The following is a 12,431-nucleotide window of genomic DNA, read 5'->3' as shown; positions in this document are numbered from 1 at the left end:
CCGAATGCAGGCATGGCGAGTGCACCGGAACGGCGAGCCGAGCGAGGTGATGCGGCTCGAAGAGGTGGAACGGCCGACGCCCGGTGAGGGGCAGCTGCTGCTGAGAGTCCGCGCGGCGAACATCAACTTCCCCGACGCCCTGCTCTGCCGCGGCCAGTACCAGGTGCGGCCCCCGCTGCCGTTCACACCGGGCGTGGAGATCTGCGGCGAGAGCGAGGACGGCCGCCTCGTGATCGCCAACCCCGCACTGCCCAACGGTGGATTCGCCGACTATGTCGTCGCCGACGCCGCTGCCGTGCTGCCCGCCCCCGACGCGCTCGACGACGCCGAGGCGGCCGCCCTGCACATCGGCTACCAGACCGGCTGGTTCGGACTGCACCGCCGCGCGCACCTCCTGGCGGGCGAGACACTGCTCGTCCACGCGGCGGCCGGCGGCGTCGGCAGCGCGGCCGTCCAGCTCGGCAAGGCGGCCGGCGCACGCGTCATCGGAGTCGTCGGCGGCGCGGACAAGGCCCGCATCGCGCGGGAGCTCGGCTGCGACGTCGTCATCGACCGCCGCGAGGACGACATCGTCGCCGCGGTCAAGGAGGCCACCGGCGGCCGCGGCGCGAACGTCGTCTACGACCCGGTCGGCGGCGACGCCTACGCCAAGTCCGCCAAGTGCGTCGCCTTCGAGGGCCGGATCGTGATCGTCGGCTTCGCGAGCGGCACGATCCCCAGCCCCGCCCTCAACCACGCCCTGGTGAAGAACTACTCGATCGTCGGCCTTCACTGGGGCCTGTACAACCAGATGGATCCCGTTGCGATCCGCGCCTGCCACGAGGAGCTCACCAAGCTCGCCGCACAGGGCGTGATCAAGCCGCTGATCAGCGGACGCGTCGCCATGAAGGATGCGGCGGACGCCGTCCAGCGCGTCGCCGACGGCGCGACCACCGGCCGCCTGGTCGTCATCCCGGAAGGAGATGCCCGATGACGGACGCCGCAGAACTGCTCGCCCGTACCAAGGAGTTGCTGGCCGCGCATCCCCCGGCCACCACGGACCGTACGGACTTCCTGAAGGCGCGCTTCGACGCGGGCCTCGCCTGGGTGCACTACCCGAAGGGCCTCGGCGGACTCGGAGCGCCCCGCACACTCCAGGCCGTCGTGGACGCCGAACTGACCGCCGCGAGCGCACCCGACAACGACCCGCGCCGGATCGGCATCGGCCTGGGCATGGCCGCGCCGACCATCCTCAAGTACGGCTCCGACGAGCTGAAGCGGCGCTTCCTGCGGCCGCTGTGGGTCGGCGAGGAAGTGTGGTGCCAGCTCTTCAGCGAGCCCGGCGCGGGCTCCGACCTCGCCGCGCTCGGCACCCGCGCCGTCAGGGACGGCGACGACTGGATCGTGGGCGGTCAGAAGGTGTGGACCTCCAGCGCCCATGTGGCCCGCTGGGCGATCCTCATCGCCCGCACCGACCCCGACCTTCCCAAGCACCGCGGCATCACCTACTTCATCTGCGACATGAGCGACCCCGGTGTCGAGGTGCGCCCCCTGCGCCAGATCACCGGCGAGGCGGAGTTCAACGAGGTCTTCCTTACCGATGTGCGCATCCCCGACGCGCACCGCCTCGGCGAGATCGGCGAGGGCTGGAAGGTCGCCCAGACCACCCTCATGAACGAGCGCGTCTCCATCGGCGGCAGCCGCATCCCGCGCGAGGGCGGCATGATCGGCCCCGTCGCGCAGACCTGGCGCGAACGTCCCGAACTGCGCACGCACGATCTGCACCAGCGGCTGCTGACCCTGTGGGTGGACGCCGAGGTCGCCCGGCTGGCCGGCGAACGGCTGCGCCAGCAGCTGGCCGCGGGCCAGCCCGGTCCCGAGGGCAGCGGAATGAAGCTCGCCTTCGCCCGCCTCAACCAGGAGATCAGCGGACTGGAGGTCGAACTCCGCGCTGAGGAAGGGCTGTTGTACGACGACTGGACCATGCGCCGTCCCGAACTCGTCGACTTCACCGGGCGCGACGCGGGCTACCGCTATCTGCGCTCCAAGGGCAACTCCATCGAGGGCGGTACCAGCGAAGTGCTGCTGAACATCGTCGCGGAACGGGTACTCGGACTGCCTTCCGAGCCGCGCAACGACAAGGACGTCGCCTGGAAGGATCTCGCGCGATGACTGACCTGCTGTACTCCGAGGCCGAGGACGACCTGCGCGCCGCCGTACGCTCCCTGCTCATCGACCGCAATGACACGGCGTCCGTGCTTGCGCGCGCCGAGGCCGGTGCGCCGTACGACCCCGGACTGTGGAAGGCGCTCGCCGGGGACATCGGCGCGGCCGGACTGCTCGTACCCGAGAAGCTCGGCGGCCAGGGCGCGAGCCACCGCGAGGCGGCCGTCGTACTGGAGGAGCTGGGCCGCGCCGTCGCCCCCGCGCCGTATCTCACGAGCTCGGTCATCGCGACCGAGACGCTGCTCGGGCTCGACGTGGATTCAGCCGAAGTGGCGGAGCTCATCAGCGAGTTGGCGGCAGGCAGGAAGACCGCCGTGCTCGCAGTGCCGCTGTCCGCCTCGCCGCACGGTCCGCTCCCCGCCGATGCCTCCAGGATCACCGGGGTCGCGGACGCCGCAGTGGCCGATGTGCTGCTCGTTCCGAGGTCCGACGGGCTGTACGCGGTCGACAGGGCGAGCGTCACGGTCGAGGCGCTGACCCCGCTCGATCTCACCCGGCCGCTCTGCGCCGTCACGGTCGGCGACACGGCGGACGGCACGCGTCTGGCCGACGGGGCGACCGGCGAGCGGGCAGTGCGGCGCGGGCTGCTCGCCGGGGCCGGGCTGCTCGCCTCCGAGCAGCTGGGTCTCGCCGAGTGGTGCCTCGAGGAGACGGTCCGCCACACCCGCGAACGCCACCAGTTCAACCGCCCCATCGGCTCGTTCCAGGCGCTCAAGCACCGTATGGCGCAGCTGTGGCTCGAGGTCGTCTCGGCCCGCGCCGCGGCCCGCAACGCCGCCGACGCACTGGCCACCGACAGCCCGGAGGCGGCCCTCGCGGTCGCCGTCGCCCAGGCGTACAGCTCGCGGGTCGCCGTACACGCCGCCGAGGAGTGCGTGCAGTTGCACGCGGGCATCGGCATGACCTGGGAGCACCCGGCGCATCTGTACCTCAAGCGCGCCAAGTCCGACGAGATCTCGCTCGGCACACCTGGCCGCCACAAGGAGAAACTGGCCGAACTGGTCGACCTCCGGGCGCCGTAGCCCCACCCCGCCCCCGGCCGCCGCGCTGAACCATCAGCGCGGCGGCCGTCGTGTGCCACCCGCACCGACGGTCCGTCACCGCTGACGGCCCGGTGACGGATGGCCGAACTCTTCGCGCTGCACTGCCCATTGGACCGCCCGCGACGGATACTCGCCGATGTCCCTCCCGACCCGCAGAGCCCGGAGGCACCATCGTGCTGACCACCCGTCGCAGAGCTGTCACCACCATCGCCGCCGCACTGGCCGCCACAGTCGCCGCGCCCGCCTATGCGCAGGCCGCGCAGCAGCACGGCGGACAGACCCGCCCGAGGCCACTGCGCCGGGCCCACGCCCACAACGACTATCTGCACCAACGGCCCCTGCACGACGCCCTGTCGCACGGTTTCACCAGTATGGAGGCGGACATCTTCCTCGTGGACGGCGAGCTGCTCGTCGCCCATGAGCCGGCGGACCTCGACCCGACGCGCTCCCTGCGCTCGCTCTACCTCGACCCGCTGCTCGCCCGTGTAAGGGCCAACCACGGCTCGGTGTACCGCGGTTACAGGCGACCGGTGCAGCTCCTGATCGACATCAAGACGGACGGCGTCAACGCCTACCTCGAACTCGACCGCCAGCTGCGGCACTACCGGCGGATGCTGAGCAGCTACTCCCACGGCCGGGTCCACCTCGGCGCCGTCACCCCCGTCATCTCCGGCGACCGCTCGGCCCGCGTGCCCATGGAGGCCCAGCGCCGGCGGTACGCCTTCTACGACGGTCGCCTCGACGACCTCGGCACCGCCGCCCCCGCCTCCTTCGTCCCGCTGATCTCCAGCAACTGGACGCAGAGCTTCACCTGGCTGGGCACAGGCCCCTTCCCGGCGGCCGAGCGGCAGAAGCTGCAAGCGGTCGTCGCCGAGGCCCACGGCCACGGTCAGCGCGTCCGCTTCTGGGCCACCCCCGACGTGGCAGGGCCCGCCCGCGACGCGATGTGGAGCGAACTGCTCGCCGCCCGGGTCGACCACATCAACACGGATGACCTGGCAGGCCTGGAGAGCTTCCTGCGCGCCCGCGGCGAGTAATCGAACTGACCCGCAGACAGCACCCGTACGGCGGACACGCCAGTCGGCCGTACGGGCCCCTCACTGCGCCAGACTGACCGCCGTACGCCGCGATCCCCGCGCGGCGCTGGAGGTTGGCGATGGCCATTTCGATCTCGATCGTGCTGTTTTTGCTCGTTCTCGCAGTGATCTTTCTGCGCAACGGCGGACTGAAGATGTCCCACGCGGTTGTCTGCGCCCTGCTCGGGTTCTACCTCGCGAGCACCAGCATGGCGCCGACCATCCAGGAGGGCATCGCGGCCACGGCCAACGTGGTCGGCAGCCTCAGGCCGTGACGTCCCCCGGCCTGAGCCCTCATTCGCCGTCCACCACATGCGAGCGGATCAGGAATCGCACGCCCTGTGGTGCCTCCAGCGAGAAGCCGCCGCCCCGGCCCTCGACGACATCGACGACGAGCCGGGTGTGGCTCCACACCGTGTACTGGCTCCTGGAGATCCAGAACGAGACGGGCTCCTCGACGCCCTCCACCCGGAGATCCTCCAGGAGGACGTCGGACTCGCCCGTACGGAACTCTCCGGCCAGGTAGCACATCGGCGCGCTGCCGTCGCAGCAGCCGCCGGACTGGTGGAACATCAGCGGACCGTGGGCGGCCCGCAGCCGCTTCAGCAGATCGGCGGCTGCGGGGGTCAGCTCCACGCGCGGGGCATCACTCATCCCGCCAGCAGAGCACCGGCGAGGTTGCAACGCCGTTGCAGGGCCTTCGCCGAAGATCTTTCCCTGGGGTGTCGATCGGGCGAGGTCCCGTTCGACATACGGATGAGGGCGCGAGAGGGGTGCGCCACCGAAGCAGGAGGAACGGCCATGAGGAAGATCATCTACTTCGTCCACTCGTCGCTGGACGGACATATCGACGGTCCCGGCGGGGCCTTCGACTGGACGCTGCTCGGACCGGAACTCGCCGCGTACGGCGACGGCCTGCAGGAACGCGCCGACACCTTCCTCTACGGGCGCGTGGTCTGGGAGATGATGGCGGGCTACTGGCCCAACGCCGAGTCGATCTCCCACGACCCGCACGACCTCGCCTTCGCTCCCGTCTGGCGCCGGACTCCGAAAATCGTCTTCTCCCGGACGCTGGAACAGCCCGAAGGCAACGTCCGCGTGATCGGCGGGGATCTCGAAGAAGAGGTCACCACCCTGAAGCTGAGCCCGGGCAAGGACCTGCTGCTGATGGGCGGTTCGACGCTGCCGGCCGCCCTCACGGACCTCGGTCTGATCGACGAGTACCACATCGTCGTGCACCCGGTGGTCCTCGGCGGCGGCAGACCGCTGTTTCTCCAGGGCAAGGACCGGCTCAACCTCCAGTTCGTCGAATCGCGGTCCTTCGACGCACGGACCGTGCTGCTTCGCTACGAGCGTCCGGCGGGATGATTGCCCGGATCCCAGGTGTTGAAGCGACGAAGCAAGTCTTCGACTCTTCGACGACGGGATGGATGCCATGCCTCTTGAGGGCGAGTACGAGGCGAGCACGCAGAAGTGGGTACGCGACCAGGTCGACCTGTACGAAAGCTCCGGCGGCACGAAGGGGATCACGCTGCGGGGCCTGCCGGTCATCGTCCTGACCACCCGCGGCGCCAGGAGCGGCAAGATCCGCAAATCCCCGCTGATGCGGGTGGAGCACGAGGGCACGTACGCCGCGGTGGCATCGCTGGGCGGCGCGGCCAAGAACCCGGTCTGGTACTACAACGTCGTGGCCGACCCGCGGGTCGAGCTCCAGGACGGACCGGTGCGCCAGGACATGACGGCGCGTGAGGTGACGGGGGACGAGAAGGCGCTGTGGTGGGAGCGCGCGATCGCGGCCTACCCCGACTACGCCGCGTACCAGAGGAAGACGGAGCGCGTGATCCCGGTGTTCGTCCTCGAGCCGGTGGACAAGGAGCACTGACCGGTGGGGTGAGGGTGAGGGCGTGGGTCAGGGCTGAGCGTTGGCGAGTGCGGCCTGCAGCCCGGGCGCCGACTTCGCCGCTGCGGCAGTGTCCTTGTGGTCGGCCGCGTCCCGCAGTTCGCGCAACCGGCCGTCGACCTTCGCCGCCTTGCCGGCCTCGGTGTTGTGGCGGGCCCGTGTCCAGGTGAGTTCGAGACCGGTGACGTCCCCGGCGACCGCACCCGGGTCGCCGGTGGCGGCATCGGTCGCCAACTGCCGTGCCCACAAGGACATCCGGGCTGCCTCGACGGCTGCGAGCGGCTCATACCGCAGATGCAGATCGAGGTCGTTCTGCGCGACCCTCAGCGCCGCGCTGTGCACCCGCTTCGTATCGCCGGCCTTGACCGCCGCGGTGAGCGTGTCGACATCGCGGTTCATCTGCTTGGCGAGCAGCGGGGGGACCCTGTCCCCGGTCCGGTAGGCGTCCCATGCGGTCCGCACGTTGCGCACTGCCGCCGGGTCCGGCGTACCGCTCTGTGCCGCGCGGACGGTGTCCGACAGGGCGCTCAGCGCGGTCGGCACGGGTCCGGGCTCGGTGTCGGTGGGCACGGCGAGGGACACCGCTTCGAGGTCGCCGTCGGGGCTCCCGGTCGAGAACTCCCCGTATCCGGGGGCGAAGACCTTGTCCTCGCGGCTGCCGTCCATGTGCAGCTCGCGTACGGTCATCGCACCCTTGACGGGTCCGTACGGGCCGTCGAACGTCTGGCCCACGGCCTTGACCGTGACCTCCTCGAAGACAATGCCCGGCGCATTCTCCGGCCGGTACACGTCCCCGGCCTTCGGGTGAGCGGGCATGATCATCGCGGCCGGTCCGGTCCTTCCGGCCTTCCAGGTCCCGTCGGTGTCGGCCACCACGCCGTTCTGATAGTTGAAGACATCCTCGCCGAGGTACCAGACGGAACCGTCGTCGGCCTGCGCGAACCAGTCGAGCGCGACCTCTTCGATCCGCCCGTCGGACAGAGCCATGTACTGCAGGGTGCGCACCTTCACCTGCTCGCCCTTGATGGCGATGGACGTGGTGCCGGGCAGCAGGGTGAACTCGGTCCGGAACGGCTTGCCGCCGACCTGGCCTCCGTAGATCACCTGCTGGACCTGTGAGCTGGGATGCAGCGGATTGTTGATGGTCGTCGAATCGGAGAAGACCGGCTTGACCCGGTCGACGCGGTCCTTCTCGGGTGCCAGCGGCATGCACTTTCCGGTCTTCTCTCCGGTGGCCTCGTCGATGATCTGCACGCAGTCCGAACGCGCCTGGGCGTTGCCCGAACCGCTGCTGCATCCGCCGCTCGCGAGGGTCGCGCCCAGCACCACCGCCACCGCTCCCGCAAGCCTCCTGCTGTTCATGACGCGCCTCCTCGTCTCGTACGCAGACCGTGACAGCAGGGCGCTGAAGGGAGGCTGAACCAAACTGAACCGGTCTTCAGTCAGGGCCAAGGTCCTCGCGAGCCGGGAGCGACACCTCGAATCGGGCCCCGCCCAGTGCGCCCCCGGACACCGTCACCGCACCGCCGTGCGCCGCGACCAGCTCCGCGACGATCGCAAGCCCGAGCCCGCTGCCGCCGCCCTCCTCCACGGAACGTGAGCGCGCGTCGTCGAGCCGTACGAACCGCTCGAAGATCCGCTCACGCTCGGCGGCCGGCACCCCGGGCCCGTCGTCCTCGACCCCCAGCACGATCCGCCCCTCCTCCTGAGTGAGGTCGAAGGCCACCCGGTGCCGGGCGTGCCGGGCCGCGTTGTCACCCAGGTTGCGCAGCACGCGCCGCAGGCCCTGCGGATCCGCCGCCAGCCGCGCCGGCGACACCCCGGCCGTGCTGATCCGCAGCCCCGTCGCCGCCGTCCGCAGCCGCCGCGCCTCGTCCAGCACGAGGTCGTCGACGTCGACCGGCCGGCGATCCGGGCGCAGGGCGTGCTCGTCGGCGCGGGCCAGCAGCAGCAGATCGTCGACCAGATGCTGGATGCGCAGATCCTCCGCCAGTACGGTCGCCGCCAGCCCTTCCTGCGTCGTACGGCCGGGATGGGCGAGCGCGACCTCGGCATGCTGGCGGATGGACGCCACGGGGGAGCGCAGCTCGTGCGAGGCGTCCGAGATGAAGCGCCGCTGCGCCTTCTGAGCCCGCTCCAGGCGGTCCAGCATGCGGTTCATGGTCGCGGCGAGCCCCGCGATCTCGTCCCGTCCGCGGGGCAGCGGCACGCGACGGTGCAGCTGGGCGGAGGAGATCTCCTCCACCTCCGCGCGGATGGCGGCGACCGGGGCAAGCGCACGCCCGACCGCCATCCACGTGGCAGCCCCGGCCAGCAGGAGCAGCAGCGGCAACCCCACGAGCAGCAGCCTGGTGACGATCTGTGTCGCCTCCGCGACCGCGATCAGCGCCCGCCCGACCAGCACCGTCTTCTGCCCGTCGGGCGCGTCGGCAAGCGTTGCCACCACCAGGAACTCGTCCTCGTCCAGCGGGGTGGTGATGCGGCTCTCGCCGTCCTTGCCCGGGCGGGCCAGCGCGGGCAGCTCATCGACATTCGCGCTGGCGGCCACCACATCGCCGTCGGCATCCAGGACCTGGATGAACTGCTCGTCGCGATCGGCCACCGCCAGGGACGGCACCCCGCGCCCCGACTCGATGACGGCGGCCACCTGCTCGGCACGAGCACGTGCCGCCTGCCGTACGTCGTCGGTCAGCTCGGCCCGCAGCAGCGCGACCAGAGCCACCGCCCCCGCGACCAGTCCCACCGCGACGACGAGGACGGCCGCAACTGTCGACCGGAACCTGACTCCGTGCCTAACCGCCATCGGAGGCCAGCCGGTAGCCGCAGCCACGCACGGTCTCGATCGCGGCCCGTCCGAAAGGCCGGTCGAGCTTGTTGCGCAGATGACGGACGTAGACCTCGACAATGTTGGGATCGCCGTCGAAGTCGTCGTCCCAGACATGCGCGAGGATCTCCCGCTTGGACACGGTCTCCCCGCGCCTGCGCAGCAGGAACTCCAGCAACGCCAGCTCCCGGGCGGTCAGTTGGACCCGCTCCCCGCCGCGTGAGACCTCTTTGGCCGCGGGATCGAGCCGCAGATCACCAGCGGTGAGCGCGGCGGGCCGCTCGCGCGGGTCACGGCGCAGCAGTGCCCGCAGCCGGGCCAGGAGCACGGCGTACGAGAAGGGCTTGGTCAGATAGTCGTCGGCACCGGTGTCCAGCCCCTCGACCTCGTCCCACTCGCCCTCCTTGGCAGTGAGCATCAGGATCGGCGTCCAGTTGCCCTCGGCGCGCAGGGCCGCGCACACGCGGTAGCCGTTGAGGCCCGGGAGCATGATGTCGAGGACGATGGCGTCATACGGGTTCTCGCGGGCCCGCCACAGGCCGTCCGTACCGTCGAAGGCGACATCGACGGCGAAGCCCTCCGCCTCCAGACCGATGCGCAGCCCTTCGGCGAAGCGCTCCTCGTCCTCGACGACCAGTACCCGCATGCCCCGATTGTGGCCCCCGGCACCTGAAGCGGGGCTGAACCTGCACGGGTGTCGGCCCGGGCGCGTCGCCGCCTTGGGGCGGTCGACGAAATCAACCATCGCGGCTCCGACGCCGCCGGCCACCAGGGTGATCTGGCGGGAGACCAGCCGGTACGGCATCGCGAGCGTTTGCGCAGACAGCCGGCTCTTCAGACGTGTGTGGTCGAGTGCTTCCACGCACAGGTGCGGTCTGCCCGAATTGCTGTAACCGGCTTCAGGGAGGATGACCTATGAGGCGGCTGTCCATTTTTGACCATAGTTGTTCAGGATCTTACCTCGCGTGCCGGATCAATTCCGACAACGCTGGAGGAGCAGTCGGCGGACACCGGGTCCGCCGCCCCCGTTGAACGGATACGCGTCATGAACAACAAGGATCTGGTCCTCAAGGCCACAGGTGAGCTGTTCGGTCACATGGACCCCTCCGCCGTGGACCGCTGGGTCTCGCCGACGTACAAGCAGCACAGCGCGCTGGCCGCCGACGGCCCCGAGGCTCTGCGTGAGCTGGTCGACTCGCTCTCTGCGGACTTTCGCTACGAGGGCGTCCGGGTCATCTCCGACGGAGATCTTGTCGCTTTGCACGGGGTCTATCACGGCCTCGGCCCCACGGCGCTGGTTGCCTTCGACATCTTCCGTGTGGAGAACGGCAAGCTCGCCGAGCACTGGGACGCCCTGGTGCCGGTGGTCGAGGACACCGTCAGCGGCCGCTCCCAGACCGACGGCCCTACCCAGGTCAGCGATCTGGAGATCACCGAGGCGAACCGCGAGCTGGTCGCCGGGTACGCCGAGAAGGTGCTCAAGGGGGCCGACTACTCGGCGTCGACCGACTACACCTCCGCCGAGACCTACCACCAGCACAACCCGGAGGCCGGTGACGGTCTGGACGGTTTCGGGGTGGCCGCAGCCAAGTGGGCTGAGCAGGGCAAGAACGTGGTCTACAAGGCGATCCACAAGGTCATCGCGGAGGGTGACTTCGTCCTGGTGCAGGCCGAGGGCGAGTTCGGCGAGCCGGTCGCCTACTACGACCTGTTCCGCCTCGAGGATGGGAAGATCGTCGAGCACTGGGACGCCATCCAGGCGATCCCCGCCGAACTGCCGCACAGCAACGGCCTGTTCTAACTGACAGCGGCAACAGGGCAACCACAGAACACACCGCAGCCGACCCTTTCGTAAGGAAACCCAGGGCTCATGGCCGCACCCATGACAGACGCCGAATGGCGCGCCTTCGTCAGTGAAGGCACCCGCACCGCGAAAATCGCCACCACCCGTGCCGATGGACGCCCACACGTGGCACCCGTCTGGTTCCTGTTGGACGGCGACAATCTCGTATTCAACACCGGCAAGAACTCCGTCAAGGGCCGCACCCTGATCCGCGACGGGCGAGTCTCCCTCTGCGTGGACGACGATCGGCCGCCGTTTTCCTTCGTTGTCATCGACGGCCGGGCGCAGGTGAGCGAGGTTGTGCCAGAGGTGCGGGACTGGGCGGCCCGGATCGCCGGCCGCTACGTGGGAGAGGACCTTGCGGCACAGTACGCCGCCCGTAACAGCGTGCCGGGGATTCTCCTGGTGCGAGTGTCGATCGAGAAGGTCCTGGCGTTCAGCGGCGTAGCCGACTGACGTGAGGGTGTTCGTGAACGATTCCTCTGGGCGGTCTGACCCGGCGTGCCGTCAGAACATGGTGTTGGGGTTCCTGGACGTAGCGGGGATGAGTTGGAGTACGTCCCAGTGCTCGACGATCTTTCCGTTGTCGTCGAAACGGAAGATGTCGATGCCGGCGTATTCCTCGTTCGGCCATACCTGGTGGCAGTGAAGGACGACGTGGCTGCCCTCGGCGATGGCGCGCTTGACCTCCACTCGCTTGCCCGGGTATTCGGCAGCCATTCGTTCAAAGTAGTCGACGAAGTCCTGCCTGCCGTCACTGGCAAGCGGGTTGTGCTGGATATAGGTGTCGCCCACGTACCTTTCGTAAGCTTCCGCTGGGCGGCATTCGTTGAACAGCAGGTCGTAGAACGCCTTGGCCGCGGCCTTGTTGCGCTCGAGATAGGTAGCAGTCATGTCAGTCATTACAGGTAGCCTCTCTCTGGTAGTTGTAGTGTCAATCTACGGATTCGAACCGCTATTTGGCCGGCGCTGGTCGAGTTCAGGATCGGTCCCGGGCGTCCGCCGCTTGCCGAACCGCTTCAGGCGCTCAAGCTGACGGTCCGGCGGGATCATCGCACCCAGCCCCAGGGCGAGTCCCAGCAGCAGGCGCCATGGCGGGGCTTGGGGCAGCATCAGGGTAGATCCCACATAAATGACACCCGCCACGCCCACGACCGCAAGGAATATTGCCCAAGAAGTTCGCTCCATCGCCGGGTCGAGCCCCTGTGGCTGCAACCCGGGCGATATGCCCAGCAGCCTCCGCCCCCGGCGGGTGTACTGGGCGGCGAGAAACGCCGGGGTCAGGACCGTGCAGATCCCGAGCCACCACAAACTCCAACGTTCCAGGTGGAGCATTGGCAGGAGGTCCGGCTCGACGAGGATCAGAAAGAGATAGAGACCCCAGGCCACTGCGAACCATCGGGGCAGGCGCTGCGCGTCAATCGGCTGGTTGTGAGACTGTTGGACCTTTTCCACGGCGCGGGCTGCTTGCTCAGCGTCGGGCTCAGGGGGCACTGGACATCTCCTGGTACTCGTGGCGTGGGGGGAGTGCAGGCGGGTC

The 12,431-nt window shown here is 69.4% G+C and carries 15 protein-coding genes; 9 read left to right on the top strand and 6 right to left on the bottom strand.

What is annotated here, in order from left to right; genetic code table 11:
* The first annotated feature begins 4 nt into the window (after positions 1 to 4).
* From OHA61_RS03850 to OHA61_RS03830, 5 genes are all read left to right on the top strand, one after another.
* Positions 5 to 973, top strand: a complete 969-nt coding sequence (locus tag OHA61_RS03850; RefSeq protein ID WP_406301696.1) for an NADPH:quinone oxidoreductase family protein — start codon at positions 5 to 7, stop codon at positions 971 to 973.
* A complete protein-coding gene (locus tag OHA61_RS03845) occupies positions 970 to 2,151 on the top strand; it encodes an acyl-CoA dehydrogenase family protein (protein ID WP_406301695.1) in 1,182 nt (393 codons plus the stop codon). Before OHA61_RS03850 ends, OHA61_RS03845 begins: the two co-directional genes overlap by 4 nt.
* Positions 2,148 to 3,227 carry an acyl-CoA dehydrogenase family protein gene (locus OHA61_RS03840; RefSeq protein WP_406301694.1) on the top strand — a complete coding sequence of 360 codons (1,080 nt, stop codon included), beginning with the start codon at positions 2,148 to 2,150 and terminating at the stop codon, positions 3,225 to 3,227. The genes OHA61_RS03845 and OHA61_RS03840 overlap by 4 nt, the downstream gene beginning before the upstream one ends.
* Before the next feature lie 191 nt (positions 3,228 to 3,418).
* Positions 3,419 to 4,285 (top strand): phosphatidylinositol-specific phospholipase C/glycerophosphodiester phosphodiesterase family protein, encoded by an 867-nt coding sequence (locus OHA61_RS03835; protein ID WP_406307269.1) that lies wholly within the window; start codon positions 3,419 to 3,421, stop codon positions 4,283 to 4,285.
* Between the two features lie 119 nt (positions 4,286 to 4,404).
* Complete coding sequence (locus OHA61_RS03830) at positions 4,405 to 4,599, top strand: hypothetical protein (RefSeq protein ID WP_324976139.1); 195 nt, start codon at positions 4,405 to 4,407, stop codon at positions 4,597 to 4,599.
* A 19-nt stretch (positions 4,600 to 4,618) separates the two neighbouring features.
* Here OHA61_RS03830 and OHA61_RS03825 read toward each other — a convergent pair whose 3' ends face one another.
* On the bottom strand, positions 4,619 to 4,978 hold the full coding sequence (locus OHA61_RS03825; protein ID WP_406301693.1) for a DUF779 domain-containing protein: 360 nt from the start codon (positions 4,976 to 4,978) through the stop codon (positions 4,619 to 4,621).
* A gap of 147 nt (positions 4,979 to 5,125) precedes the next feature.
* Here OHA61_RS03825 and OHA61_RS03820 point away from each other — a divergent pair, with 147 nt between their 5' ends.
* Both OHA61_RS03820 and OHA61_RS03815 read left to right on the top strand, forming a co-directional pair.
* Complete coding sequence (locus OHA61_RS03820; protein WP_406301692.1) at positions 5,126 to 5,692, top strand: dihydrofolate reductase family protein; 567 nt, start codon at positions 5,126 to 5,128, stop codon at positions 5,690 to 5,692.
* 67 nt (positions 5,693 to 5,759) lie between these two features.
* Complete coding sequence (locus tag OHA61_RS03815) at positions 5,760 to 6,206, top strand: nitroreductase family deazaflavin-dependent oxidoreductase (protein WP_406301691.1); 447 nt, start codon at positions 5,760 to 5,762, stop codon at positions 6,204 to 6,206.
* A gap of 27 nt (positions 6,207 to 6,233) precedes the next feature.
* Here the strand turns inward: OHA61_RS03815 and OHA61_RS03810 are convergent, their stop codons facing one another.
* The 3 genes from OHA61_RS03810 to OHA61_RS03800 all read right to left on the bottom strand — a co-directional run bounded on the left by OHA61_RS03810 (position 6,234) and on the right by OHA61_RS03800 (position 9,694).
* Positions 6,234 to 7,586, bottom strand: coding sequence for a hypothetical protein (locus OHA61_RS03810; RefSeq protein WP_406301690.1), 1,353 nt, complete (start codon positions 7,584 to 7,586; stop codon positions 6,234 to 6,236).
* Between the two features lie 76 nt (positions 7,587 to 7,662).
* Positions 7,663 to 9,027: a sensor histidine kinase gene (locus OHA61_RS03805; RefSeq protein ID WP_406301689.1), complete on the bottom strand. Its 1,365-nt coding sequence runs from the start codon at positions 9,025 to 9,027 to the stop codon at positions 7,663 to 7,665.
* On the bottom strand, positions 9,017 to 9,694 hold the full coding sequence (locus tag OHA61_RS03800) for a response regulator transcription factor (RefSeq protein ID WP_324976122.1): 678 nt from the start codon (positions 9,692 to 9,694) through the stop codon (positions 9,017 to 9,019). The genes OHA61_RS03805 and OHA61_RS03800 overlap by 11 nt, the downstream gene beginning before the upstream one ends.
* A gap of 399 nt (positions 9,695 to 10,093) precedes the next feature.
* Here OHA61_RS03800 and OHA61_RS03795 point away from each other — a divergent pair, with 399 nt between their 5' ends.
* Both OHA61_RS03795 and OHA61_RS03790 read left to right on the top strand, forming a co-directional pair.
* Complete coding sequence (locus OHA61_RS03795; protein ID WP_406301688.1) at positions 10,094 to 10,849, top strand: nuclear transport factor 2 family protein; 756 nt, start codon at positions 10,094 to 10,096, stop codon at positions 10,847 to 10,849.
* A gap of 69 nt (positions 10,850 to 10,918) precedes the next feature.
* Entirely contained in the window at positions 10,919 to 11,347 is a 429-nt protein-coding gene (locus tag OHA61_RS03790) for a PPOX class F420-dependent oxidoreductase (RefSeq protein ID WP_406301687.1), read from the top strand.
* A 51-nt stretch (positions 11,348 to 11,398) separates the two neighbouring features.
* Here OHA61_RS03790 and OHA61_RS03785 read toward each other — a convergent pair whose 3' ends face one another.
* Together OHA61_RS03785 and OHA61_RS03780 are read right to left on the bottom strand one after the other, a co-directional pair.
* Positions 11,399 to 11,785 (bottom strand): nuclear transport factor 2 family protein, encoded by a 387-nt coding sequence (locus OHA61_RS03785; RefSeq protein ID WP_406301686.1) that lies wholly within the window; start codon positions 11,783 to 11,785, stop codon positions 11,399 to 11,401.
* Between the two features lie 45 nt (positions 11,786 to 11,830).
* Positions 11,831 to 12,346: a hypothetical protein gene (locus tag OHA61_RS03780; RefSeq protein WP_406301685.1), complete on the bottom strand. Its 516-nt coding sequence runs from the start codon at positions 12,344 to 12,346 to the stop codon at positions 11,831 to 11,833.
* Between the last annotated feature and the right edge of the window lie 85 nt (positions 12,347 to 12,431).

This window comes from Streptomyces sp. NBC_00885 (assembly GCF_045207475.1).
GTDB lineage: Bacteria > Actinomycetota > Actinomycetes > Streptomycetales > Streptomycetaceae > Streptomyces.
This window is presented reverse-complemented; position numbering and strand designations above follow the sequence as displayed.

Excerpts from the sequence above, each read along its gene's own strand:
- OHA61_RS03800 (WP_324976122.1), bottom strand. The coding sequence starts at position 9,694 with ATGCGGGTACTGGTCGTCGAGGACGAGGAGCGCTTCGCCGAAGGGCTG.
- OHA61_RS03840 (WP_406301694.1), top strand. The coding sequence starts at position 2,148 with ATGACTGACCTGCTGTACTCCGAGGCCGAGGACGACCTGCGCGCCGCC.
- OHA61_RS03815 (WP_406301691.1), top strand. The coding sequence starts at position 5,760 with ATGCCTCTTGAGGGCGAGTACGAGGCGAGCACGCAGAAGTGGGTACGC.
- OHA61_RS03820 (WP_406301692.1), top strand. The coding sequence starts at position 5,126 with ATGAGGAAGATCATCTACTTCGTCCACTCGTCGCTGGACGGACATATC.
- OHA61_RS03790 (WP_406301687.1), top strand. The coding sequence starts at position 10,919 with ATGGCCGCACCCATGACAGACGCCGAATGGCGCGCCTTCGTCAGTGAA.
- OHA61_RS03785 (WP_406301686.1), bottom strand. The coding sequence starts at position 11,785 with ATGACTGCTACCTATCTCGAGCGCAACAAGGCCGCGGCCAAGGCGTTC.
- OHA61_RS03795 (WP_406301688.1), top strand. The coding sequence starts at position 10,094 with ATGAACAACAAGGATCTGGTCCTCAAGGCCACAGGTGAGCTGTTCGGT.
- OHA61_RS03845 (WP_406301695.1), top strand. The coding sequence starts at position 970 with ATGACGGACGCCGCAGAACTGCTCGCCCGTACCAAGGAGTTGCTGGCC.
- OHA61_RS03805 (WP_406301689.1), bottom strand. The coding sequence starts at position 9,027 with ATGGCGGTTAGGCACGGAGTCAGGTTCCGGTCGACAGTTGCGGCCGTC.
- OHA61_RS03825 (WP_406301693.1), bottom strand. The coding sequence starts at position 4,978 with ATGAGTGATGCCCCGCGCGTGGAGCTGACCCCCGCAGCCGCCGATCTG.
- OHA61_RS03850 (WP_406301696.1), top strand. The coding sequence starts at position 5 with ATGCAGGCATGGCGAGTGCACCGGAACGGCGAGCCGAGCGAGGTGATG.
- OHA61_RS03810 (WP_406301690.1), bottom strand. The coding sequence starts at position 7,586 with ATGAACAGCAGGAGGCTTGCGGGAGCGGTGGCGGTGGTGCTGGGCGCG.
- OHA61_RS03830 (WP_324976139.1), top strand. The coding sequence starts at position 4,405 with ATGGCCATTTCGATCTCGATCGTGCTGTTTTTGCTCGTTCTCGCAGTG.